The organism is Arthrobacter sp. Ha26, from assembly GCF_059091705.1.
Genome location: NZ_JBNHGX010000003.1, coordinates 130,368 through 154,652, shown reverse-complemented (window position 1 = coordinate 154,652; position 24,285 = coordinate 130,368). Strand labels below are relative to the sequence as shown.

The 24,285-nt window shown below is 65.8% G+C and carries 22 protein-coding genes; 4 read left to right on the top strand and 18 right to left on the bottom strand.

What is annotated here, in order from left to right:
• Positions 1 to 153: 153 nt before the first annotated feature.
• The 8 genes from AC5RVY_RS09185 to AC5RVY_RS09150 form a co-directional block, all read right to left on the bottom strand.
• Positions 154 to 1,179, bottom strand: a complete 1,026-nt coding sequence (locus tag AC5RVY_RS09185; protein WP_493954411.1) for a nucleoside hydrolase — start codon at positions 1,177 to 1,179, stop codon at positions 154 to 156.
• Between the two features lie 8 nt (positions 1,180 to 1,187).
• Complete coding sequence (locus AC5RVY_RS09180) at positions 1,188 to 2,165, bottom strand: aldo/keto reductase (RefSeq protein ID WP_493954410.1); 978 nt, start codon at positions 2,163 to 2,165, stop codon at positions 1,188 to 1,190.
• 8 nt (positions 2,166 to 2,173) lie between these two features.
• On the bottom strand, positions 2,174 to 2,734 hold the full coding sequence (locus tag AC5RVY_RS09175) for a hypothetical protein (RefSeq protein ID WP_493954409.1): 561 nt from the start codon (positions 2,732 to 2,734) through the stop codon (positions 2,174 to 2,176).
• Complete coding sequence (locus AC5RVY_RS09170; RefSeq protein ID WP_493954408.1) at positions 2,731 to 3,348, bottom strand: DUF402 domain-containing protein; 618 nt, start codon at positions 3,346 to 3,348, stop codon at positions 2,731 to 2,733. The genes AC5RVY_RS09175 and AC5RVY_RS09170 overlap by 4 nt, the downstream gene beginning before the upstream one ends.
• Positions 3,345 to 5,318: a 1-deoxy-D-xylulose-5-phosphate synthase gene (gene dxs / locus AC5RVY_RS09165; protein ID WP_493954407.1), complete on the bottom strand. Its 1,974-nt coding sequence runs from the start codon at positions 5,316 to 5,318 to the stop codon at positions 3,345 to 3,347. Before dxs ends, AC5RVY_RS09170 begins: the two co-directional genes overlap by 4 nt.
• 155 nt (positions 5,319 to 5,473) lie before the next feature.
• Positions 5,474 to 8,299 (bottom strand): aconitate hydratase, encoded by a 2,826-nt coding sequence (locus AC5RVY_RS09160; RefSeq protein ID WP_493954406.1) that lies wholly within the window; start codon positions 8,297 to 8,299, stop codon positions 5,474 to 5,476.
• 166 nt (positions 8,300 to 8,465) lie between these two features.
• On the bottom strand, positions 8,466 to 9,845 hold the full coding sequence (locus AC5RVY_RS09155; protein WP_493954405.1) for a class I SAM-dependent RNA methyltransferase: 1,380 nt from the start codon (positions 9,843 to 9,845) through the stop codon (positions 8,466 to 8,468).
• The gene (locus tag AC5RVY_RS09150) at positions 9,842 to 11,818 is read right to left on the bottom strand and encodes an APC family permease (protein WP_493954404.1); all 1,977 of its coding nucleotides are present in this window, start codon (positions 11,816 to 11,818) and stop codon (positions 9,842 to 9,844) included. Before AC5RVY_RS09150 ends, AC5RVY_RS09155 begins: the two co-directional genes overlap by 4 nt.
• Positions 11,819 to 11,938: 120 nt before the next feature.
• On the opposite strand from AC5RVY_RS09150, the gene AC5RVY_RS09145 reads away from it, so the two are divergent.
• Together AC5RVY_RS09145 and AC5RVY_RS09140 are read left to right on the top strand one after the other, a co-directional pair.
• A complete protein-coding gene (locus AC5RVY_RS09145) occupies positions 11,939 to 12,613 on the top strand; it encodes a potassium channel family protein (RefSeq protein ID WP_493954403.1) in 675 nt (224 codons plus the stop codon).
• The gene (locus tag AC5RVY_RS09140) at positions 12,610 to 13,353 is read left to right on the top strand and encodes a potassium channel family protein (protein WP_493954402.1); all 744 of its coding nucleotides are present in this window, start codon (positions 12,610 to 12,612) and stop codon (positions 13,351 to 13,353) included. The genes AC5RVY_RS09145 and AC5RVY_RS09140 overlap by 4 nt, the downstream gene beginning before the upstream one ends.
• Here AC5RVY_RS09140 and AC5RVY_RS09135 read toward each other — a convergent pair.
• The 4 genes from AC5RVY_RS09135 to dut all read right to left on the bottom strand — a co-directional run bounded on the left by AC5RVY_RS09135 (position 13,350) and on the right by dut (position 15,926).
• Entirely contained in the window at positions 13,350 to 14,204 is an 855-nt protein-coding gene (locus AC5RVY_RS09135) for a DUF3159 domain-containing protein (protein ID WP_493954401.1), read from the bottom strand. The two genes, AC5RVY_RS09140 and AC5RVY_RS09135, sit on opposite strands and share 4 nt — an antisense overlap.
• Positions 14,201 to 14,455 carry a hypothetical protein gene (locus AC5RVY_RS09130; protein WP_493954400.1) on the bottom strand — a complete coding sequence of 85 codons (255 nt, stop codon included), beginning with the start codon at positions 14,453 to 14,455 and terminating at the stop codon, positions 14,201 to 14,203. Before AC5RVY_RS09130 ends, AC5RVY_RS09135 begins: the two co-directional genes overlap by 4 nt.
• Positions 14,456 to 14,555: 100 nt before the next feature.
• On the bottom strand, positions 14,556 to 15,269 hold the full coding sequence (locus tag AC5RVY_RS09125) for a DUF3710 domain-containing protein (protein WP_493954399.1): 714 nt from the start codon (positions 15,267 to 15,269) through the stop codon (positions 14,556 to 14,558).
• Between the two features lie 117 nt (positions 15,270 to 15,386).
• Entirely contained in the window at positions 15,387 to 15,926 is a 540-nt protein-coding gene (gene dut, locus AC5RVY_RS09120; RefSeq protein WP_493954398.1) for a dUTP diphosphatase, read from the bottom strand.
• 170 nt (positions 15,927 to 16,096) lie between these two features.
• Between dut and AC5RVY_RS09115 the strand changes: the two genes are divergently transcribed.
• Positions 16,097 to 16,585, top strand: coding sequence for a DUF3093 domain-containing protein (locus AC5RVY_RS09115; RefSeq protein WP_493954397.1), 489 nt, complete (start codon positions 16,097 to 16,099; stop codon positions 16,583 to 16,585).
• 46 nt (positions 16,586 to 16,631) lie between these two features.
• Here the strand turns inward: AC5RVY_RS09115 and AC5RVY_RS09110 are convergent, their stop codons facing one another.
• Positions 16,632 to 16,931 carry a DUF4193 domain-containing protein gene (locus AC5RVY_RS09110; protein WP_493954396.1) on the bottom strand — a complete coding sequence of 100 codons (300 nt, stop codon included), beginning with the start codon at positions 16,929 to 16,931 and terminating at the stop codon, positions 16,632 to 16,634.
• 224 nt (positions 16,932 to 17,155) lie between these two features.
• Between AC5RVY_RS09110 and sepH the strand changes: the two genes are divergently transcribed.
• Positions 17,156 to 18,553, top strand: a complete 1,398-nt coding sequence (gene sepH, locus AC5RVY_RS09105) for a septation protein SepH (protein WP_493954395.1) — start codon at positions 17,156 to 17,158, stop codon at positions 18,551 to 18,553.
• Between the two features lie 26 nt (positions 18,554 to 18,579).
• Here sepH and AC5RVY_RS09100 read toward each other — a convergent pair whose 3' ends face one another.
• The 5 genes from AC5RVY_RS09100 to AC5RVY_RS09080 all read right to left on the bottom strand — a co-directional run bounded on the left by AC5RVY_RS09100 (position 18,580) and on the right by AC5RVY_RS09080 (position 24,217).
• Positions 18,580 to 18,717: a hypothetical protein gene (locus AC5RVY_RS09100; protein WP_493954394.1), complete on the bottom strand. Its 138-nt coding sequence runs from the start codon at positions 18,715 to 18,717 to the stop codon at positions 18,580 to 18,582.
• Positions 18,718 to 18,790: 73 nt separating this feature from the next.
• The gene (locus AC5RVY_RS09095) at positions 18,791 to 19,522 is read right to left on the bottom strand and encodes a thymidine kinase (RefSeq protein WP_493954393.1); all 732 of its coding nucleotides are present in this window, start codon (positions 19,520 to 19,522) and stop codon (positions 18,791 to 18,793) included.
• On the bottom strand, positions 19,515 to 20,684 hold the full coding sequence (locus tag AC5RVY_RS09090) for an alkaline phosphatase family protein (RefSeq protein ID WP_493954392.1): 1,170 nt from the start codon (positions 20,682 to 20,684) through the stop codon (positions 19,515 to 19,517). Before AC5RVY_RS09090 ends, AC5RVY_RS09095 begins: the two co-directional genes overlap by 8 nt.
• Before the next feature lie 62 nt (positions 20,685 to 20,746).
• Positions 20,747 to 21,490, bottom strand: a complete 744-nt coding sequence (locus AC5RVY_RS09085; protein ID WP_493954391.1) for a DUF5998 family protein — start codon at positions 21,488 to 21,490, stop codon at positions 20,747 to 20,749.
• 42 nt (positions 21,491 to 21,532) lie between these two features.
• A complete protein-coding gene (locus tag AC5RVY_RS09080; RefSeq protein WP_493954390.1) occupies positions 21,533 to 24,217 on the bottom strand; it encodes a bifunctional acetate--CoA ligase family protein/GNAT family N-acetyltransferase in 2,685 nt (894 codons plus the stop codon).
• Positions 24,218 to 24,285: the final 68 nt, after the last annotated feature.

Genomic DNA, 24,285 nt, shown 5'->3' with positions numbered 1-24,285 from the left:
TGCGCACGGACGGCCCGGGGATCCCGGGCCGGATGGAACGCTGCTTATGTCACCTCAGCAGCAGCCGGCAGGCAATCTGCGCCTGTCCGGTCCGCCGATAATTCTATCGCGGGGTGGAGTTTGCCGGTTATCCAGCGCAACCACCGGGTGCGCTCATCCCAGGCGTCGGGCCAGGCTGCCGACGGTGGACACCAACTCCCGGAAGGCAGCGTCCGGATGGTTCGCGGACACCACGCGTGCGTTCGGCGGCGCTCCCCAGAGGCCACGGAAATCAGCAACGGTAGTGCCCATCAGTATTGTGGAGCCAGTCTCGACGTCCACCGTGGCGGGCCGGGCCTCGAAGTCCAGGGTGCCCGCCGCGACGCCCGCGGCGAAGTAGTCGTGGACGTGGGCAAGATAGCCCTGGTCGTAGTGGCGGTGGAATTCAAAGTAGAACCGCAGGGCATCGGACAAGTGCCGCACAAGGGTGTTATCGGAGGTGCTGCGCAGGCCTTCCGGCTGGTCGGGCAGCACCAGTTCGGGAGCCGCGGTGCCGGCAGCCTCCGCCAGCTGCCGGAGATGGTCGGGGCGCATCTCCATCCGCTCAGTGGTGTCCAGGGAGCAGACGATGGGGAGTTTTTCCAGCGGCTGCCCCTGGAAGGCCGCGTAGACCTCCTTGGCGGCGTGAGGGTCCACGTGTGTGTTCCACTCCGCCGTTGGAGTGGTATTGCCCTGGTGGTAGAAGCTGCCGCCCATAATCACCACCTTTGCGAGCAGCTCGGGCAGCCGCGGTTCCTGCCGGAGGGCCAGCGCAAAGTTGGTCAGCGGGGCGGTGATCAGCGCGGTGAGCTCACCAGGCCGTGCCCGGGCGTGCTCAACCCACAGGTCCACCGCGTTCCGGGCCGAAACAGCCCCGGCCGGATCCGGCAGGACCGCGTATCCAATGCCTTGCGGGCCGTGCGTTTCGGGCGTGGTCAGCAGAGGTATGTCCAGTGGTTTGCGGGCGCCGATGGCCACTTCCACCCCGGGCCGCCCGCACAGTTCCAGCAGTGCCAGGGTATTGCGCGCCACCTGGTCAGCGTCCACGTTTCCGGGCGTGGCGGTGACGGACACGAACTCTGTGTCCGGCAGTGCGGCAAGGTAGGCGACGGCCAGGGCGTCGTCGATGCCCGTGTCCACGTCCAGCAGGAAGGCGGTCATGTCCGGTCCTAGAAAAGTGCCACCTTGGGCACGGCAGGGAAAATGCTGTCCAGTTCAGCGAGGTCCTTATCGGAGGGTACCCAGTCCGCGGCTTCGGCGTTCTGCCGCACCTGTTCGGGCCGCGTGGCCCCTGCGATAACGCTGGCTACGGATCGCTGGGCTGCCAGCCAGGAGAAAGCGACCTGGATTTCGCTGAGCCCCCGTTCCTTGGCAAAGGTGCTGAACCTGCCCAGCTGGTCCCAGTCGGCGTCGTGCACCATGTGTTGGCGCGTGTGGCTCAGGCGCGAGCCGTCCGGGGCGTGGCCCGGCGCGTACTTGCCGGTCAGCAGCCCGTTGGCCAGGGGGAAGTACGGAAGGACGCCCAGGCCGAACTCCTCCGCTGCCGGGGTGACTTCAAGCTCGGCCCGCCGGTCCAGGAGGTTGTAGTGGTTCTGGGTGGAGATGAAGCGTGCACCGCCCAGTTCCCGGGCAACGTACTCCGCCTGGGCAATCTGCCAGCCGGCCCTGTTGGAGTGCCCGATGTAGCGGACCTTGCCGCTGGTGACGAGGGCGTCCAGGGCGGACAGGGTTTCCTCGATCGGGGTGAGCGGGTCCGGGGTATGGAACTGGTAGAGGTCGATCCAGTCGGTGCCCAGCCGGCGCAGCGAGGCTTCCACAGCCTGGATGATGTACCGGCGGGAGCCGCGGGCGCCGAAGTCCGGACCGTTGGCGCCTTTCATGTCCATGCCGAACTTGGTGGCGACGACGACGTCGGCCCGCCTGCTGCCAAGGGCCTTGCCGAGCATCGTTTCGCTGAGCCCGGGTTCCTTGCCGTAGGTATCGGCGACGTCGAAGAGGGTGATTCCAGCATCCACCGCGGCGTTGACGACGGCGTCGGTGGCCTCCTGCGACTCGGTGGGGGTGTTGGCGCGGCCCAGGTTGTTGCAGCCCAGTCCGACCGTGGAAACGGTCAGGCCGGACTTCCCGACGCGGCGGTACGTGGTCACGGAAGCTCCTAGAGGCTGAAGGTGCTGGCGGGCTTTGCTGAGTGCTTGAGCTTGAAGTTCTGCGGATCGGCGTGCGGGGCTGCACCGATGCTGAGCTTGGTGAAGTCCAGGTCCTCGTTCCGGGCGCAGACCTTGATGGCGTTGACGGCTTTGTTGACCTCGGGGCAGAGGCAAAAGATGTTGAGCTTGAAGTCGGTGAATTCGGAGCGTTCCACTGTGCCGAGTCCGCGCCAGGCGAGGTGGCTGATCAGGGCATCCGTGGCTTTTTCTTCCAGGTAACGGTCCCGCTCGGTGCCCTCCTTGGTCTTGAGCGCAAACTGGGCCACTACCCAGAATTGCTCCTCCTCCGGGATCTCGGCGTAGCCGTCCTCTGCGCACTGGGCGGCAAAAGCGTCCAGGAGTCCTTCTGCGGCAGCAGCATCAGGAACGTCGGTTTCCTCGGTTTTGCTCTGGTGGCCCACCGCTCCGTAGTTCATGACGAACTGGTTGTAGTCCTCATCGAACCAGGCTTCCCGAAAGTGGAGCGTGCCCTCGTCGTCGCGCTTGTAGACCCTGACAATTCCGCTCATAACCGTCCCTTTGTAAACCATTCAACGTCGGTGCCGTCGAAGGGTGACTGCTCCGCCTTCACGGCCTGGTAAAGCTGTCCGGCGGCGGTCTCCAGTGATTCCACCAGGTCCGCCGGGTAGTCCATGGCCACACGGTGGTCGGCGAACTCGTCTTCGTCGTCGATGAACACGCCCCGTTCCGCTGTCCGCACCACGTCCAGGTCCATGTCGATGACGTGGAATTCCGTCACCGCGGGCCGGATCGGGTTCCATTCGTGCGCCACGGCCAGGTCGATGTAGATCCGCACTCCGCCGGGGTGGGCGTCGTCGTAGAACGTGGCCACCCAGTCCCCCTCACGGGGGATCAGCAGGACGGCGTCGGACCTGGTGTAGAACGCAGCACCGGGCCGCGAGCAGAATTCGTTGGTTCCCTGGAAGATCCACCAGCCGTGCCGGTCCTCGCCCAGGTAGCGTCCGGGGACAACCCAGTGGGCTTTGCCGTTCCATTTGCGGTTGCGGGCCACCACCAGATGCCCGGGTTCAAGGCCCTGTGGTTCACGGCCCGCCCCGGGTTGCTTTGCTCCCGCAAGGTCTCCCAGGGCGCCCGGATATTTCAGCTGGTCCTCTCCCCTCACAGGATCGGAAGGCTGCCGGTGGTGGGATGCTGCTGGCCGGGCAAGGGACGAGCAAAGGGGACCTTTGTCCCCAGGACCTGGGCTACGACGTCGTGCGTAATCTGCTGGGCCGTCAGGCCCACGCGTTCCAGGACCTGGTTGCGGGTGCCGTGGTCAAGGAATTCGACCGGCAGGCCTACCTCGTTCAAGGCAGTGTCCACACCGGCGGCGCGCATTTCCTGGCGGATGCGTGAACCCACGCCGCCCGCACGGACGCCGTCCTCGATGCAGATCACCAGGCGGTGGTGCGAGGCCAGCGCCACGATGGACCGCGGCACCGGAAGCACCCAGCGGGGGTCCACCACGGTAGTGCTGATGCCCTGCGCGCCGAGGCGGTTGGAAACATCCAGTGCCAGCTCGGACATGGCGCCCACCGAAATGATCAGGACGTCGTTCTCAGTGGACCCGGAGGGCCGCCGCGAGAGGACGTCCACACCGTCGCTGAGGCGTTCCAGTGCCTCCACTTCGGCGCCGACCGACCCCTTGGAGAAGCGGACTACCGTGGGAGCGTCGCTGATGGCAACGGCTTCCCGCAGTTCCTCGCGCAGCCTGCTGGCATCGCGGGGCGCAGCCAGGTGGAGTCCGGGGACGATCTGGACCATGGACATGTCCCACATGCCGTGGTGGCTGGCGCCGTCCGGGCCGGTCACGCCGGCCCGGTCCAGGACGATGGTGACGCCTGCCTTGTGCAGGGCAACGTCCATCAGCAGCTGGTCGAACGCACGGTTCAGGAACGTGGCGTAGACGGCAACCACCGGGTGGAGTCCGCCGAAGGCCATGCCAGCAGCAGAGGTCAGGGCGTGCTGTTCGGCGATGCCGACGTCGATCACGCGCTCGGGGTGCCGGGCAGCAAACTTGTGCAGGCCCACGGGGATGAGCATGGCGCCGGTAATACCCACCACGTCCTGCCGCTCATCGGCGATGGCCGCGATCTCGTCCGCGAACACCGAAGTCCAGGACTGGGCGCCGGCGCTGCCGGTAGGCTCTCCGGTCTCGGGGTCGATGATGCCCACCGCGTGGAACTGGTCCGCCTCGTGGGCACGTGCCGGAGCGTAACCATGCCCCTTTTCGGTCATGGCGTGGACAATGACGGGGCCGGCGTAGTGTTTGGCGGTGGACAGTGCGTGCTCCATGGCCTGGAGGTTATGCCCGTCCACTGGCCCGATGTACTTCATGCCGAGGTCCTCGAACATGCCCTGCGGCGCCCACCAGTCTTTGATGCCCTTCTTCATGGCATGCAGGCTCTTGTAGGTGAACTGCCCCATGGGCCCGCCGTTTTGCAGCTTCTTCTTCCACCAGTCCAGGGCACGTTCGTAGGTGGGGGTAGCGCGGAATGAGTCGATAGTGGGACGGAGGGAGGCGAGGTAGTCGGCAAAGCCGCCCACGGTGGGGGCGTAGGAACGGCCGTTGTCATTGACAACGATGACCACGCGGCGCCGCTTGTCCGCTGCGATGTTGTTGATCGCTTCCCAGGCCATGCCGCCGGTCAGGGCACCATCCCCGACGACGGCGACGACGTGCCGGTCGCCTTCCCCGGTGAGCCGGCGGGCTCGGGAGATCCCGTCTGCCCATGACAGCGAGGAGGAGGCGTGCGAGCTTTCCACGATGTCATGCTCGGACTCTGCACGGGACGGGTAGCCGGAGAGGCCGCCTTCCTGGCGAAGGGTGCTGAAGTCCTGGCGCCCGGTCAGGAGTTTGTGGACGTAGGACTGGTGCCCGGTATCAAAAACAATGCTGTCGCGGGGCGAGTCGAAGATGCGGTGCACGGCGAGCGTGAGCTCCACTACCCCGAGGTTTGGCCCGAGGTGGCCGCCCGTCTGGGAGACGTTTGTGATCAGGAAGTCCCTGATCTCCGAGGCCAGCTGGTTCAGCTGTTCTTCGGACAACTCGTTCAGGTCCTGCGGATTCCGGATGGTGTCCAAAATTCCCAATGACCCCTCCTTCGGGTGGTAGACGTGCCGTTTAACTCTAACGCCTTGGTCAGCGGGACCAGACGCACCTGCAAAGCCCTCCTGCAAAGCCGAAGCCCCGGCTGGTCGGTGACCGGCCGGGGCTTCGGGAGGTGCTGTGCGCTGGGCAGAAGCCGCTAGTTCGCGGAGATCTGGCGCAGCACGTACTGCAGGATGCCGCCGTTGCGGTAGTAGTCCGCTTCACCCGGGGTATCGATGCGGAGTACGGCGTCGAAGGACTTTACCGATCCGTCTTCTGCGGTGGCGGTGACCTTGAGGGTCTTGGGCGTGGTGCCCTCGTTCAGGGCGGTGACGCCCTCAACCGAGAACGTTTCCGTACCGGACAGGCCCAGGGTCGCAGCGGATTCGCCGGCGGGGAACTGCAGCGGCAGGACGCCCATGCCGATGAGGTTGGAGCGGTGGATACGCTCGTAGCTCTCGGCGATGACCGCCTTGACGCCCAGCAGGGCGGTACCCTTGGCAGCCCAGTCACGGGAGGAGCCGGAACCGTATTCCTTGCCGGCCAGGACCACCAGCGGGGTGCCGGCTGCCTGGTAGTTCTGGGCAGCGTCGTAGACGTAGGCCTGCGGGCCGCCTTCCTGGCTGAAGTCGCGGGTGAAGCCACCCTCGACGCCGTCCAGGATCTGGTTCTTGATGCGGATGTTCGCGAATGTTCCGCGGATCATCACCTCGTGGTTGCCACGGCGTGAGCCGTACGAGTTGAAGTCCTTGCGTTCCACACCGTTGGCCAGCAGGTACTGCCCGGCGGGGGTGTCGGACTTGAAGGAACCGGCCGGGGAGATGTGGTCGGTGGTGACCGAATCGCCCAGCTTCAGGAGGACCCGGGCGCCGGTGATGTCCTTGACCGGCTCCGGCTGCGCCTGCATGCCCTCGAAGTACGGGGGCTTCCGGACGTACGTGGAGCTCGGATCCCAGGCGAACGTGTCGCCGGCGGGGGTGTCGAGTGCCTTCCAGCGCTCGTCTCCCTCGAAGACGCCTTCGTAGCCCCTTGCGAACATGTCCTTGTCGATCGAGGAATCGATGACCTGCTGGACCTCAACCGGGTTGGGCCAGATGTCCTTGAGGAAGACATCGTTGCCGGCCTCGTCCTTGCCCAGGGCATCGGTTTCGAAATCGAAGTCCATGGAACCGGCCAGGGCGTAGGCGATGACCAGCGGCGGGGAGGCCAGGTAGTTCATCTTGATGTCCGGGTTGATGCGGCCTTCGAAGTTGCGGTTGCCCGAGAGGACAGCCGCCACGGCGAGATCGTTGGCCTGGATGGCCTCGGAGATTTCGGCTTCCAGCGGGCCGGAGTTGCCGATGCAGGTGGCGCAGCCGTAGCCCACGATGTAGAAGCCAAGCTTCTCCAGGTACGGGGTCAGGCCGGACTTCTCGTAGTAGTCGGTGACCACCTTGGAGCCGGGCGCAACGGAGGTCTTGACCCACGGCTTGGCCGTGAGGCCCTTTTCCACGGCGTTGCGCGCCAGGACCGCTGCGGCCAGCATGACCGAAGGGTTGGACGTGTTGGTGCAGGAGGTGATGGAGGCGATGGTGACTGCACCGTGGTCCAGTTCGAACTCGCGTCCGTCAGCCATCTTTACCGGAACCGGCTTGGAAATGCGTCCGGCTCCCCCGTGGCCTGCCGAGTACTTCGGCGGTTCGCGGTCCGTGTCCGAGACGTGCGTGGCTCCTGCCGTGAAGGACGGGGCATCCGAGGCCGGGAAGGTCTCCTCGAGGGACTCGTCCAGGGTGCCCGCGTTGGCGTCATGGGAGACGTAGTTCTTGAGGTCGTGGCGGAACTCGTCCTTGGCCTCGGTGAGTTCGATGCGGTCCTGCGGGCGCTTCGGGCCGGCGATGGACGGAACAACCGTGGACAGGTCCAGTTCCAGGTACTCGGAGAACTTGATGTCGCGGGATGCGTCGTGCCAGAGGCCCTGCTCCTTGGCGTAGGACTCCACCAGGGCAACGTTCTGCTCCGAGCGGCCCGTGAGGCGCAGGTATTCCAGGGTGACGTCGTCGATGGGGAACATTGCGGCCGTGGAGCCGAATTCGGGGCTCATGTTGCCGATGGTGGCGCGGTTGGCGAGCGGCACAGCGGCCACGCCTTCGCCGTAGAATTCCACGAACTTGCCCACAACGCCGTGCTTGCGGAGCATTTCGGTGATGGTCAGCACCACGTCGGTTGCCGTGGCGCCGGCAGGGATGCTGCCGCTGAGCTTGAAGCCCACAACACGCGGGATCAGCATGGAAACCGGCTGGCCCAGCATGGCGGCCTCGGCTTCGATGCCGCCGACGCCCCAGCCGAGCACGCCCAGGCCGTTGACCATGGTGGTGTGCGAGTCAGTACCCACGCAGGTGTCCGGGTAGGCGCGCAGGACGCCGTCAACTTCGCGGGTCATCACGGTGCGGGCCAGGTATTCGATGTTGACCTGGTGCACGATGCCGGTGCCCGGGGGAACCACCTTGAAGTCATCGAATGCGGTCTGGCCCCAGCGCAGGAACTGGTAACGCTCCCCGTTGCGCTGGTATTCGATCTCCATGTTGCGCTCCAGTGCGCCGGAGTTGCCGAAGGCATCGATCTGGACCGAGTGGTCAATGACCATTTCGGCCGGTGCCAGGGGGTTCACCCGCTTGGGGTCGCCGCCCAGTTCCTTGACCGCTTCGCGCATCGTCGCCAGGTCAACCACGCAGGGAACTCCGGTGAAGTCCTGCATGATCACGCGTGCCGGCGTGAACTGGATCTCTGTATCGGGCTGGGCGTTGGGATCCCAGCCAGCCAAGGCGCGGACGTGATCGGCAGTGATGTTCGCGCCGTCCTCGGTCCTCAACAGGTTTTCAAGCAATACCTTGAGGCTGAACGGAAGGTTTTCTGCACCTTCAACGGAGTTCAACCGGAAAATTTCGTAATCGGTTCCGGCTACATTAAGTTTGCCTTTTGAACCGAAGCTGTCCACAGTGCTCATCGCAGGACTCCTCTCGCAACAGTTTCATCTTTGTCGCGCGGTTGACCGCCTGCTAGTTAGGAGGCCCTAATTATGTTCCGGGCCCGAAAATTGCACACGGCCGGCCGAGAATACGGAGCGCGACGTGGGACTACTCCCGTCATACTAGTCGAAATACGTTGAGGCATCAGGGACCCGGGGTCAGCAGCGCCACCGTCTCCAAATGGTGGGTGTGCGGGTAGAGGTCGAACGCCCTGAGTGCGGAGAGCTCCCAGCCGGCCTGGCGGAAGTAGCCCACGTCCCGGGCGAACGACGCCGGATCGCAGGACACGTAGGCAATGGCCCGCGGGTTCGAGGCAACAAGTTGCCCCACCACTGCTTTCCCGGCTCCTGCCCGCGGCGGATCGAGGATCAGGGCGTCGAAATCCCGCGGTTTCTGGCGCAGGACACGCTCGACGCGGCCCTGGACGATCTCTACGTGCGGCGCTGCGTGCAGGTTTTTCCGGGCGTCCCGGCTGGTTCCCGGGGCGCCTTCCACGGACAGGACAGAGCCCGTTTCCCCCACGGCATCGGCAAGGACTGCGGTGAAGAGGCCCGCACCCGCGTACAGGTCTGCCACCACGGCGCCGGGATGCAAAAAGCCACCGCCCTGCAGGAATTCTGTGACAGCCCCCACAAGGGCCCCGGGCGCGTCGCGGTGGATCTGCCAGAACCCGGCGCCGGTCACCCGGTAGTCGTGCCCGGCTGCTGATTCCTGAACCCAGAGCCGTCCGCGCAACCGTTCAACGGTCTCGGTAATGGGATCAAAAGCGGCGACGGAGACGTCCCCGGGCAGTTGGGCCGCGATGGCGCTGAGCCGCTTGGGCTTGGTGCCCTCCGCCGGAGCCAGGAGCACCAGCGGGCGCGAGCCGTTGGCCGGCGCCGCCACCTCCACCCGGTCCACGCCCTGCAGGTCGATGTCCCACAGGCGCAGGTTGTTGATGGCGTCCGTGGAAAGGGGCATCTCCTGTACCGGGATGATGTGTCCGGAACGGTGCGCGTGCATCCCCAGCTTGCCGCCGGGGGTGACCGAGAAGCTGGCGCGTGTCCGCCACCCGAGGCCGCTGCCGCCGTCGGACGTTCCACCCACCGGTTCCACAGCCGTGAGCGCCCAGCTGTCCGGCAACTGTTCGACGCCGGCGAGCCGCCTGAGCTGTTCAGTGAGCACGTCCGCTTTGAGGCTGCGCTGGCGGGCCAGGGCGATGTGGCCGAACTCGGCTCCGCCCACGGGAGGGTGGCCGTGCGACCACGCACGGCGTGAATCCGCCGGGTGCCAGAAATGGTCCACGCGGTCCGGTGAGGCGTCGAGGACCTCCACCACGTCGGCACGCCAGAATTTGGCCGTCCCGTCGGCGTCCGTCAGCCTGGCCCGCACTTTCTCGCCTGGGATGGCGTGGCGGACAAAGATGACGCGCCCTTCATGCCTGGCCACGCAGTGACCGCCGTGGGCGACGGGTCCGACGTCGAGCACTACTTCCGTGCCGGCTTCTCCGGCAGGTGCCGGCTGGGTTTGGGTCTTCGCAATCATTGAACGTCCTGCAGGTTCTTCGCTTCTTCGGATGATTTCAGCTGCCACGGAACACTGGCCACCATCACGCCCGGTTCAAAGTGCAGCCGGGTCTTAATGCGCAGGGCGGTCTGGTTGTGGACCAGCTGCTCCCACCACTTGCCCACCACGTATTCGGGGATGTATACCACTACCAGGTCGCGGGGGGAATCCCGGCGCATCTGCTTGACGTACTCCATGATGGGCGTGACCGTCTCACGGTACGGGCTGGCCAGTACGGTCAGCGGCACTGGAATGTCCAGCTTTTCCCAGTCGGCCACCGTCTGGGCGGTTTCCTCGGGATCGATGTCCACGGTGATGGCATCCAGCCGGGACGGCCGCGATGCGCGTGCGTAGGCCAGGGCCCGCAGCACAGGCTTGCGGACGTGGGAGACCAGCAGGACCGCATGGACGCGGGTGGGCAGGGCCCGGGGTGAGGAGTCCTCATCCACTGCCAGTTCCCTGGCCACGTTGTCATAGTGGGCCCGGATGCTCCACATGATCAGGAACAGGACGAACATGGCCAGCAACGCGATCCAGGCGCCCTGCTCGAACTTGGTGATCAGGACGATCACCAGCACCAGCGCCGTCATACCGAACCCCACAGTATTGATGGCACGGGACTTGGCCATCCTGATCCGGACCGCCTTGTCCTTGGCCAGTTTCAGCTCGCGCCCCCAGTGCCGGATCATGCCCAGCTGGCTGGCCGTGAAGGAGATAAACACGCCCACGATGTAGAGCTGGATGAGCTTTGTGACATCGGCGTTGAACGAAATGATCAGCACCAGGGCGCCGGCGGCCAGGGCCAGGACGCCGTTGCTGAAGGCCAGCCTGTCACCCCTGGTGCGGAGCTGGCGGGGCAGGTACCCGTCCTGGGCCAGGATGGAGCCAAGGACCGGGAAGCCGTTGAACGCCGTATTGGAGGCGAACACCAGGATGACGCCCGTGGCAGCCACTACAAGGTAGAACGGGATGGAGCCGGGGCCGAAAATGGTTTGGGCAATCTGGCTGATGGCGGGGTTCTGGATGTAGCCCTCGGGCAGGGGCCTGCCGTCCAGGAGGAATTCCTGGGCCGGGTCCAGGACGATGTGGACCTTGGTGGCGTTGGCCAGGTAGATGATGCCCGCCAGCATGGCTGCGCCGATGACGCCCAGGAGCAGCAGTGTTGTGGCAGCGTTCTTGCTTTTCGGGGGCCGGAAATTCGGGACGCCGTTGCTGATGGCTTCCACACCCGTGAGGGCGGCGGCGCCGGAGGAGAAAGCACGCAGCAGGAGGAATGCGCCGGCCAGTCCAACCAGCCCTTCATCAAAGCCCGCTGCGGGGACGATGGTGAAAGCAGCGGAAGGCGCCTCCCCCAACTGACCGGTGGCTGCCTGGAATATTCCGACGGCGGTCATGCCGAAAATCGATGCCATGAAGATGTAGGTGGGTACGGCGAATACACTGCCGGCTTCCTTGATGCCGCGCAGGTTGACCAGGGCCAGGACCACCACGCCGATGGTGGCAATGACGGCCTGCTGGCCGTGCAGCGACGGGACCGCCGTAGTGAGGTACGCCGCCGCCGAGGACATGGACACAGCCACGGTGAGGACGTAATCCACCAGCAGGGCCGACGCCACCGTCAGGCCGGCGTACTTGCCCAGGTTCTCGTTGGCGATCTCGTAATCGCCGCCGCCGGAAGGGTACGCGTGGACGTTCTGCCGGTAGGAGGCCACCACGGTCAGCAGCACCACCATCACGGCAAGCCCCACCCACGGCGAAAACGCCACGGCACTGACGCCGGCCAGGGCCAGGGTCAGCAGGATTTCATCCGGCGCATAGGCCACCGAGGACAGCGCGTCCGAGGCGAAGATCGGCAGTGCGATCTTTTTCGGAAGCAGGGTGTGGGCCATCCGGTCATTCCGGAAGGGCCTGCCCACCAGCACGCGCTTGACCGCGTTGAATATTGTCAGCACCCCACAAAGCTAGTCTGATTCCCGGGCTGTGTCATGACGGCCGGTAATCAGTGGCATCCGGACGCTGACGGTAGAGTTCTAGCGGCAGGACGAACGGGAAAGAAACAAGAGGAGATACTGGTGGCGCATTTCGTGATCATGGGATGTGGCCGGGTGGGGGCGACGCTGGCGCACACGCTTGAGGACGCCGGGCATTCCGTGGCCATCATCGACCAGGACGACCGCGCTTTCCGCAGGCTCCGCCAAGGCTTCACGGGACGGAAGGTCACGGGAGTGGGCTTCGACCGGGACACCCTCAAGCAGGCCGGCGTCGCTGACGCATACGCCTTCGCGGCAGTATCCAGCGGTGACAACTCCAACATCCTCGCCACCCGCGTGGCCCGGGAAACTTTCCACGTGCCCCATGTTGTGGCCCGGATCTACGACCCCGGCCGGGCAGAGATCTACCAGCGCCTGGGCATCCCCACCGTGGCCGCAGTCCGTTGGAGCGCGGACCAGGTGCTGCGGCGCATCCTTCCCGAACAGCACCTCGCAGGCGACTTCCGCGAGCCTTCCGGACGGCTGGTGCTCGCCGAACTGGATCTCGACGCCGGCTGGATCGGCCACCGCATCAGCAGCGTCGAAAAAGCGGCCGGGGTCCGCGTCGCTTACCTCACGCGGTTCGGCGAAGGGCTGCTTCCCGACGCCGGAACCGCCTACCAGGACGGCGACACGGTTCACGCGATGCTGCAGGTTGACCGCAGCGCCCAGGTGGCACAGATCCTCGCCAAAGCACCCGCCAAGGAGTACCAGTGAAAGTTGTGATTGTGGGTGCCGGCAGCGTCGGCTCGTCCATTGCCCGGGAACTCCTGGCGCACAAGCACGAAATCCTGCTGATCGATCTCAAGCCTGAGGTGATCGGGCGCAGCGGACTCCGGGGCGCGCACTGGCTTGTTGGTGACGCGTGCGAACTGAGCACGCTCCAGGGCGCCAGGGTGGAGGACGCGGACGTGGTGGTGTCAGCCACTGGTGACGACAAGGTCAACCTGGTGGTCTCACTGCTGGCGAAGACCGAATTCGGCGTGGGCCGCACAGTGGGCCGGGTAAACAACCCAAAGAACGACTGGATGTTCAACGATTCCTGGGGCGTGGACGTTGCAGTCAACACGCCCCAGCTGATGACGGCGCTGGTGGAGGAAGCCGTGGAGATCGGCGACCTGGTGCGGCTGCTCACCCTCCAGACCGGAGTGTCCTCGCTGGTGGAGTTCACCGTCCCGCACGATTCGCACGTCATCGGCAGTACGGTCGGCGATATCCGGTGGCCGGAAGACTCCACCCTGGTGGCCATCCTCCGCGACCACGCACCGATCACGCCAAGCCGTGACGACGTGATCGACGGGGGCGACGAACTGTTCTTCGTCACAACGATCGCCGCCGAGGACGAACTGCGCACCCTGCTCTCCCCCGAGTCCTCTGAACCTCCGCAGCCACGGGCCGGCGATGAATCCCGGCACGTTGACCAGCCGGGCCAGGAAGACGACGGGTTCGACGGCTAGTTCGGCTGGTCGCGGGGTGCCGGGTCCTGGGCATCATCCTGCGCGGCGGCACCATCCAGCGGGCCGGCACCATCCAGCGGGTCGACGTCGGCCGGCGCCGGCCTGGTGATGAGCCAGGCGATCCAGACTCCCAGGATGTACAGCGGCGCACCCATGATGAGCCTGGTGGTGGCGAGGGCGGCCAGTCCTTCCGGTCCCATGAGGTAGAGCGGGACCTGCACCACAAGCCGGAGCACCAGGACGGCAACGATGATCCAGGTGCCCAACCGGTACGCCCTCAGCCGAGCGGGGTCGTTGCGCCAGTCCAGGCCCTCATTCCGGATGAACCCGAAGAGAAGCCCGGCCACCGGCCATTTGACCAAAATCGAGATCACCATCGCCACGATGTAGGCGGCGTTGGTGAAAAAGCCGGGCAGGTAGAAGTCCTCAGCCTTGCCCGTGGAGTTGGCAAGCCAGGCGGAGATGCCCACACCCACCACGCCGGCCAGGGCCTGTGTCAGCGGGCGTCGCTGCACGAGCCGGACCACTGTGAACACCGCGGCGGCTGCCAACGCGGCCACGAGGGAGACGGTGAGGTTTTGGCTGATGGTGTATGCCACGAGGAACACCAGTCCCGGCAGGATGCTTTCAGCAATGCCCTGGGCACCGCCGGCGCTTCGCAGCACATCCACTCGCCCGTCATGGGTCCTGTGCAGCCCGGCTTTGGCCGCATATTCTGCAGCGAGTCCTGCCATGGGGGAAGGTTCCTGTCCGTCAGCCGACCCCTGCCCCTGGCGTGCATTTCCGGCTGGTCCGGCGGGCTGCCCGTCCGGTCCGGGACCAGTGGAAGGGTTGGGATTGGGGACGCTCATTCGTTCTCCTGGCGGGACAGTATTTCGTAGCGTGGGTTGAACATGGTGGGCAGTCCCTGCACTGAAGAGAGCATTCCTTCGAGCCGGACCTCGGTGCCGGCGTCGATTCCCGGTACCCGCCGCCGTCCCAGCCATACCACCCGGAGCCTGGCGGGGCGGCCGGCAGCGGCACCGATTCCACGGTGCATCGCATCGGAGTCGGAAACTACGGCGCTGAACTCCGCGGTTCGATCCGTGGGAACGTATGTCACGGATTCAATCCACCCGCGGCAAACCACCCGTCCTTTGACCGGCAACTGGCTGAGGGGGACGTCGGCGCTTTCCCGAAACGCGGCTCCCCCTGGTGCAGGATCAGCCAATCTGGGTGATTTCAGGACCACGTTCAGGTTCCTGCAGTGACGGGGCGGCCGGCGGAGGCGTGGCAGTTGCATCCTTGGGCAGGCGGAGCTGCAGCAGGTCGCGCGGCGGCATCGGGTTGTCGCCCCGGATCACCACCACCTGCCGGAACAATGCTTCGAGAGGCTCGGCGGCGGACCGCTCCAGTGCTGCGGCACCCCCCAGGACCCCGCGGAGGAACCAGCGGGGGCCGTCCACGCCAATGAAACGGGCCACCCGGTAGCCTTGGCTGCCGTCCGGCAGGCCGGCAGGAAGCTTCGCCACCAGCTCAGTTCCGAAGGGACCTTCAATTTCCTCCACCTGGCCACCCTGGACACCGACGGACTGGCCGATCTGTTCCCGGATCTCGTCCCACAGCCCCTCGCTCTTGGGCGCCGCGAAGGCCTGCAGCTGGAGGCTGGAGCCGTTCAGGTCCATGGTGACGGCCACGACGCGCTGCGTCGCTTCTTCCACCTCGAGCCGGAGCTGGAGCCCCTCACTGGGTGTGATGAGGAGTGCGCCCAGGTCCACGTAGCCATCACGGCCGCTGATTTCGGACTCATCAAAGGGACCGATCACCCGGCGACCGGAATCGTCCTTCGCCTCCTCCGCGGACTCCGCGGCAGGCATCAGTTCGTCCGGTTCGGCCGGTTGTTCCTTCTTGGCTTTCCTGCCGAGCCCAAAGACCATTTGGGTGTCTCCTTAGTTGTGAAGTTGCCGGTCCGGGCCGTGGGGGTCCCGCCGTCGTGCTTTATGGCCGTCCGGCAGGCACGTGGGTGACCTGGGAACGGCTGGGTACCAGAAGGTTCAGGCGCCGGGAACGTTGAATCCGCCGGTGGAACCGAACCCTCCCGTGCCGCGTACGGATCCGCTCAATTCGTTGACGGGGATAAATTGCGCGTGCTCAACACGCTGGATTACCATCTGGGCAATTCTATCGCCGCGGCGCAGCTCTATGCTGTGCGTCGCATCGGTGTTCAGCAGGGTGACCGCGATTTCGCCGCGGTAGCCGGCGTCCACCGTTCCGGGGGCGTTGACGATGGTGAGGCCGTGCCTGGTGGCCAGCCCTGAACGCGGGTGGATCAGGGCCACAAAGCCGTCAGGGAGGGCGATGGCCACTCCGGTGGGGACAAGCTTCCGCTCCCCCGGCTTCAGGACAACGTCCTCGCGTGCGCGAAGGTCTGCGCCTGCGTCGCCCGGATGCGCATAGGAGGGCGCCTCCATGTCCGGATCGAGCATCTTCAGCTGGACCTGCAGGGTGGGAGCGCCAAAACCAACGGGAGCCGGAAGTCCGGCTGCGGCTGCTTCGTCGGGAAACGTATCTACTGTGGCGGGATGATCAGTCACAGTCACTCACTCTAACCCGCGCCCCCAAATCAGGCCTAGGCAGACGGCGGCAGTGGCTTCTGCGGCACGGCGGGCCGGAGTGGCACTGACGGTGTGGCAGGAGTGGCGTGTTGGTGGGGAACAGTTCCACACGAGGTGAAATAGCCGGACAAAAATGGAAAGCTTGGCACATGCCCGATTCAAGCTCTCCTGCGCCCGTGCCCGAAACCCCTTCCACCGGGGCGCCGGTGATCTACCGGGAGAAGCTGTGGCCCAATGTGTGGATCTGGGTCATTTCAGCCGGCGTGGCCGGGGCCGGCATCCTGGTGTTCGCGCCCATCAGCATGGCAGCCGGTTACACGGCAGCGGCGGTACTCTTCGCGATCATCGCCATCCTCCTGGTCCTGTCCACACCGGCGATCGTGGTGACTGACGATTCGCTGACCGTGGGCCGCGCCACCATTGAGCGGCGGTTCGTCGGCGCAGTAGAGGCATTCCGGGGCCAGGAGGCCACGGCAGAACGCGGAACCCGGCTCAACGGCCTGGCATTCCTCTGCATTCGAGGGTGGATAGACCCGGTGGTCAAGATCCAGATTACTGACCCGTCCGACCAGACACCGTACTGGCTGACTTCATCCCGGAACCCCGACAAACTGACGGCAGCCCTGTCACACAAGTAAGCCCGCCGCCGTCGTAAGCCTGCGGCCAGCGATGAGCGAGTGCTGCTTAGCCCTCGCATTCCTTGCAGTAAAAGTGGCCGTCCTTCTCGCGGGCAATCTGCGAACGGTGCCGGACCAGGAAGCACGAAGAACAGGTGAATTCATCAGCCTGGGCGGGCACCACATGCACCATGAGCTCTTCACCCGAAAGATCCGCGCCCGGCAGTTCGTAGCCCGCGGCCAGATCGCTTTCGTCTTCGTCCACCACCGCTACCGGCTTCTCCGAGCGGCGGGTCTTCAGCTCCTCGAGGGAATCCTCGCCGAGGTCTTCTTCGGACTTCCGCGGGGCATCGTAATCGGTGGCCATGTTCGCCGTATCCTTCTTCTGTTTTGCCCGCCTGCAAGTTCCACCCTTGATAACGCTGCGTGCAGCAGCTTTGTGCCCGCAACGGAGCCCGCTTTGGGCATCAGCCGCCGTACGGCTCCCCTGGCTCGGCCGGAATATTGCGGCGCGCCCTGCCCCTTGACACAAAACGGGTTCACCGAGTGGCAGAGTTTCGGTTGATAGTAATGCCAGGGTGGAGGATTTGTATGCAGGATCTACGGCTTGTAGGCGTACACGACGACGGGATGCATCTCCTGTTGAGCGGGGCCGGCGGCGAGATGTTCCAGCTGCCGATCGACGAAGCGCTGAGGACCGCGAGCAGGCCCGCGCCCAGGCCTGCCGCCGAACGGAACGCCATTCCCATGTCCCCGAGGGACATCCAGGCCAGGATTCGGGCCGGGGCGACGGCAGCGGACGTGGCCGAGCTGTCCGGCCTGCCGCTGGCCAAAGTGGAACGCTATGAGGGCCCCGTCCTGGCAGAACGGGAGTACGTGGCCCAGCAGGCCCGCAAAGTCGAAGTGGCTTCGCCTTCGCCCGGCCACGACATCTACCGCTCCGCGTTCGGCGACAACCCGGCCACTTTGGATGACATGGTGGCACACAGGCTCTCGGCCCACGGCATAGATCCATCCACCGTGGAGTGGGATTCCTGGCGGCGCCAGGATGGCACATGGACGGTATCGGCAAGCTTTGAAGCAAACACGGGCGGAAAAGCCGGCATTGGTGAAGAACCACCGGCACTGTGGACCTTCAGCCCCACCCGCAAGTCACTGCACAATGCCAACCGCTGGGCACAGCAGCTCAGCGAGCTTGAGCCCCTGGACGGGCCTGTTCCGGCACGCAGGCTTTCTGCCGTTTCCGACCGTCCCTTCGACTTTGAAACCGACGCTGACAGTGTCCGCCCTTCTTCTGGGGGCGAGGTCCAGGCCGAGGGCAAGGAATCGGACGGCCTCCTTGACATGCTGCGCTCACGCCGGGGCCAGCGCCTGGGTGTTGACGAGGATTCCGACGACGCGTTGGCGCTGCTGCTGACCCATGGCGTTCCCGCCGCCCACCCGAGGCCATCCGAAGTAGCCCCCGAGCCGGAGGCGCAGGCCGACGAAACGCAAGAGGACTCCCCCGAAACTCCAGCCGCGGAGGCCAGTTCCTTTACACGGCGACGGGATGCGCGGCCCTCGATGCTGTCGCGGCTCAGCCTGATCCCTCCGCACCGTGAGGCCATGGAGGATGCCCTGAAGCTGCACGATGGCGTGAGCACGGAAACCCGTGAAATCACCATTGTGGCGTCCCCCCAACGGCCTTCCGGAGTTACTCATGATGGCGCACCAGGGGCCGGCCATTCGGACGCCGGAAATCGTGACGAGCGCCGCGGTGAAGCTGGTGGGAGCGCCGGCAGCAGCGGCAGTGGAAACCCTTCCAGTGGCGCAGGCCTTAACGAGCTGCTGGGCAACAACCCCCGGCGGCCTGCACCGCGGAGCGACGACGGTTCCCCCACTACCGGCCAGCTTCCGGAAACAGGTGCACCTGAGCGGCAGCCAGGCCGGCCCAAACGTTCCAGTGTTCCGTCCTGGGACGAGATTGTGTTCGGCACCCGCAGCGAGTAGGTGCCAACCCTCGAACCTTGCGTGGTTCAGGCCTGCGATTCCCGCCGAAGGTGCTCCAACTCCAGTATTTGGTAGAACCCTCCGAACGGGTCCTGGGGCAGTTCGTCTTCCGGAACACCTGGGTCTTCGGGGATGACAAAGTCGGGCAGGTCCGTAAAGCGCACGGCATGGTCAACTTCACCAAGCCACCGGCTTACTTCAGTTGTTGCCTGGCCGTCAGCGGAGAGTCAGGCCGGCCTAAGCCCCGGTAGCCCCGGTTCCACCTGAGCCGCGCCACAGGCAGGCGTCAACCTCGAACGGCAGCAGCGGGTCCTGCTGGCCCATCAAAGTGGCCCCATGGGCAGTGACCCGCCGCATAAAGTGCCGACGGCACAGCGTCTCGTAGCCGACAACCGGGACGTGATCTCCCAAAGGCTCAACAGCGGCAGCGCCCATGGCCATGTCCACGTCCCCCACCACCACCTGCGCTCCTTCGGTGACCATCACGCCGTCGACCGTTCTGGCATTATGCGTGGCACGGCGGCCGCACCAGCACAGCGCCTCCACCTGAAGAACCTGTACGCGGTCAGCGAGTTCCACCAGCCGCCGGGAACCTGGGAACAATCGGGTGCGGAAGTCAGCGGTGATCCCGAACGCGAACACGTCGACGTCGATCTCGTCCACCACTTTCGCCAGCTGTTCCACCTGCTCGGGAGTGTAGAACTGGGCTTCATCACAGATGAGGTAGTCGATGCGCTGCCCCTGGGTGCGGCGCACCATGACTTCGTCCCAGAAGTCGGTGCTGTCCACCACCTCCACGGCATCGGTCTGCAGGCCGAGGCGGCTGGAGATCCGTGATTCCCCGGCACGGTCGTTCCGGCTGAAGCGTACGCCGCCGCGTCCCCTGGCCCGGTGGTTGTGATCCATTTGCAGGGCGAGGGTGGACTTTCCACAGTCCATGGTGCCGGAGAAGAAGACGAGTTCAGCCACGCCGCGGGCTCCTGCCGCCGGCCGGGAAGCAGAGCAGGGGGACTTCCCGCTCGGCTTTGGTTAAGGACCCGTGCTGCCCCACCACTTCCATGGCGGCGGGGCGGACACGGCGGGTGTCATAGAGGGCAAGTGCGTCCCGGGCCGCGATCATCACGTCACCGATCCTGCCTTCGACGGCGGGACGGACCGAACCGAAGAGGCCCGCCGCTAGTGCGTGCTCCCTTGTGAACGCCCAAATCCGGTCACCGAAGCGTGCCCGCCACGCGGCAAGCAGCCGGTTCCGGACATCCCCGCCCGCACCGTTTTCGAGGTACAGGTGGACCATGCGCGGCTCCCCGGCCGTGTGCCGGACCCCGTCCACCAGCTCAGGATCGGCCGAGTAGTCGATGCGTTGCTGCTCGGGAACGTCCAGCATGCCGTGGTCGGCCGTGAGCAGGATGGTGGTGCCGGCGGGGAGGGTGTTGCTGAGCCGCTTGACCGTTGCGTCCAGTTCTTCGAGCTGGTGTTCCCACTGCTCGGACTGGCAGCCGTGACGGTGCCCGGCCTTGTCCAGCTCGTTGACGTAGAAGTACATCAACGACGGGCCGGCGGCGGCCATTGCCTCGGCGGCGGAAGCCGTCCGGGCGTGTGAGGTGGTTCCGGAGATGTGCCGGCCTCCCCGCAGTGCCGCCCGGGTCATGGGTGAATCAGCGAACTGCGGCAGGCTGACGGTGGTGACATCCACATGTTCTGCGGCGCGCTCAAGCACCGTGGGAAAGGGCTGCCAGGCGGCGGGGTCAACGCCGGGGTCCCAGTTTCCCAGCAGGTTGACCACCTTGTCCTGCCGGGGATCGAGGACGTCATACCCCACCATGCCGTGCTGTCCCGGGGCCAGCCCGGTGCCGAAGCTGGACAGGGCAGCTGCGGTGGTGGACGGGAACGCCGAATCAATCCAGACGGGGACTTCGCCCTGCCCGGCCTGGACCACGGAGCGCAGGAAGGGCGTGTGGGCCGATTTCTGCTTCAGGAGGTTCCGTCCCAGCCCGTCCGCGAGGACCACACAGACCCGCGAGGCAGACGGCAGGCCCAGGGTGTTGGAAAAGCCGTCCACGCCCAGGCTGGCCGCGGCGCTCGTGAGAACCTCGGCGATGGAGCGCCGCCCATAGGCAGGGGCCGGCGGCATAAGAAACTCAAGGCCTGGCCGGGCGGGAGGAACGATACCAGTCGGCTGGCGGTCTTCGGGCATCAGCGCTGCTGGTGCCCGCGGCTGAGGCGGTTGCCGAAGACTCCGGCACGTGGCCGCGGCGGCATGGACTGGACGTGCGGCTGCGGGGCGGGCGAGCCGGTGTTCACGGCCCGCAGTGCCCGGGCAAAGAGCTTGGCGTCCTGGACTGCCTGCAGGCCGTCCGCTTCGGCGCTGATCCGCAGCACGATGTCTTCCTGGGCGATGGTGCCGCTGTACCCGTGGTCCGCTTCGCACTGCGGGTCCCCGCAACTGGCCGGCCCCATGTCAAGCCGCTGGCCGCCGGACCAGGCGATGGACAGCGTTACTTCACGGACCGGGTCCGAGGGCTTGTAGTTCTGCGGCTGGGAGTACATGTAGCTGAGCACCACGGACCGGATCTGTGCCACGGGCACGGATTCGGTGGAGATCTGGGCGACGATCTGTTCGCCGGCGTCATCCAGCTGCTGGTCGTCCACGTGGGTGATGACCAGCATGTCCGAGGTCAGTACCAGCACCGTGATGTGACGACGGACCTCGGCGCGGTCAAAGTGGGTTTCCAGGTGCACCAGGTGCGCAACGCAGTCGCGGCCGTCCAGGGCGTCGTCCACCACGTCCGCAACGAGGCGGGGATAGAAACCGGCCTTCTGCAGGGCACCTTCCAGGCTCTGGCCTTGTGCGGTGTGGCTGTGTGAGCTGTGGTGGCGGACTGCCTGGGTTTCATTGCCGGGCGTTTCAGGCGCCGAAGCGGGAGGCTGTGAGCTCATTCCCCCATTTTCACAGATCGGCCGGACACTTGCTAACCGCAGTCAGCCCAGCATGGCCCGGCGCGCACTGTCCGTCCGCTGGGCAGCGTTGCCGATCCGTATGTCCGCGGCAAGGATGGTTGCACCCGAGGTCCCGCACAGGACCGGGTTGAATTCCACCAGGGCGATCTCGGGGTGGTTGTCCTTCAGCCAGGCGAGCCGGCCGGCAAGGTCCTCAAGGGCCTTCACATCCACGGCCGGCAGGCCCTGGTAGCCAAACAGCTTGCGGGACGCCCGCGGGCCCCGGATGAAGTCGTTGACGTCGGCAGCGGACAACGGCGGCACCCGGTGCGACCAGTCGTCCAGCAGGTTCACGGCGTCACCTGCCAGCCCGAACGAGATCACCGGCCCCAGCAGCGGATCCTCGATGGCCCGGAAGGTGCAAGCCTGGCCAACCGGTGCCATGCTCTGCACCTCCAGCGCCGGATCCCCGTAGTAGGAGAGCACCCGCCGCATCTGCAGCACATTCAACCGCAGCGACTCCGCATCCTGGATGTCCAGGCGCACGCCGCCCAGGTCCAGCCGGTGCCGCAGGGCAGGATCGGTGGTCTTCAGCACCACGGGCCAGCCCAGGGCTTCGGCCGCGTCAACCGCCTCATCGGGAGTGTCAAAACCCACCGAAGGCAGCACCCGGATCCCGTAATGGCCCAGCAGGGACGCCGTGGACGCGGCATCCAGCTGCTTGAGCTGCTCGCCCCTCACATCCCGCAGAAGGGTTTCAAGTTCAGCCCGGGCGAGCTCCGGGTTGCAGCCCTCCGGTTCCACAAAATGCCCCTGGTCGCGGGACACCCATTCGGAGTACCTGGCAACGGCCGCGAGCGCGGCCACGGCAGCACCGGGGTTGGAGAAGCAGGGGACGGCCCGTCCGGGGGAACCCAGCATGCCCTCCACATGGATGGAAGGGTCCAATATCCCGGTGAACGCTGCCACCACGGGCTTCCCGGCGGTGGCTGAGCACTCGGCCAGCACTTCGGCGATGCTGTCCACGGTCAGCCCCCTGGCGGGCAGCAGGGCGGCAACCGCGGCGTGGACGGCGTCCTCCTCAAGCGCCTTGAGCAGGCTGGCCCTGAGGGCGGGCAGGGCAACTGACTGCCCCGCGTCGAGGTCTACCCCCGTCACCAGCTCTTCGACAGTGAGCCCCTGGGATGAGGCGCTGTCCGCCACTACTTTGCCCAGCGCCTGGGAATTGCTGAAAATGGCCAATCCCGGCCCGGCGGGGAGCGGCTGCCCGGATACCACCTGCGCCACATCCATCAACTGCTCGATGGTTTCCACCCGGATCACGCCGGACTGGCGAAGCATGGCGTCCAGCGCCCCGGACGGCGCCTGGGTGGTCCGGACGGCATGCCCTGGCGGCAGCCGGAGACCCATCGCGTCGGACTTGGCCACGATGACCGGCCGCGTGCGGGCCAACCGGCGGGCTAGCCGGGAAAACTTGCGAGGGTTGCCGATTGATTCAAGGTAAAGGCCGACGGCGGCGGTGTCCGGATCGTCTTCCCAGTACTGCATCATGTCGTTGCCCGAAACGTCCGCCCGGTTCCCGGCCGAGAGGAACGTGGACAGTCCCAGCCGGCGCCGGCTGGACGCCGCATAGAGCGAAACGCCGATCGCCGCTGACTGGCTGAACAGGCCCAGTCCCCCGCGCAGCGGCAGGGAAGGCGCCATGGAAGCGTTCAGGGACACGTCCGGATTCGTATTCACAATGCCCAGCGAAGCCGGGCCGATAACCCGCATGCCGCTGGCCCTCGCCTGCCGCACAAGGTCACGCTGGCGCTGCAGGCCGCGCTCGCCGTCGTCCGCGAAGCCTGCTGAGGCCACCACCAGCCCCCTGACGCCCGCGGCGGCACAGTCCGCCACCACGGCGGGGACTTCCTCATACGGGACGGCTACAACGGCGAGCTGGACCGGATCCGGGACCTCGGACAACTTGCCGAAGGACAGCATGCCGGCAAGTTCCAGCGCCTCGGGATTGATCGCATAGACCGGCCCGCGGAAACCGCCCTCAACGATGTGTTCCAGCAGCTGGTAACCCACCGTGCCCCACTTGCGGCTGGCACCGATCACAGCAATGGACGACGGCGTCAGCAGGTCCCGCACGCTCCTCGCCTCGGCGCGGTGCTCGCGGGATTCCATGACCGCCCGCGATTTCTCCGTGGGGTCGATATTGAACTCGAGGCTGACGACGCCGTCGTCAAAGTGCCGCCTGACGTCGTAACCGGCGTCGGAAAAGACCATCAGCATTTTCCGGTTCTCCGGCAGCACCTCGGCGCTGAACCGGCGGATCCCGTTTTCGTGGGCCGCGGCGGCGAGGTGCTCCAGCAGGATGGACCCGATCCCCCGCCCCTGGTGGGAGTCGGCGATGTTGAACGCCACCTCCGCCTCGGTGGGATCATCGAGCCGGTCATACCGGCCGATCCCGACGATTTCGCCGCTGATGGTGATCACAAAAGCCACCCGGTCTTTGTAGTCAACCTCCGTGAAGCGCTTAAGCTCCTTACTGGACAACCTGGCCTTGAACGCAAAGAAGCGCATGTAGATTGAATCCTGCGATTGCCCGACATGGAAGGCCTGGACGGCGTCAGCGTCGGAAGGATGGATCGGCCTCAGGTGGGCCGTTCCGCCGTCACGCAATACGACATCGGCTTCCCAATGTTCCGGATATTCGCCGTCCCCGGGCTGATCCACCATAGGCTTAGCCTAGCCAAAAACTATCGCAGCACACCCCCGTCCGCTGCTCAGTACCCAGAAGGATTTGC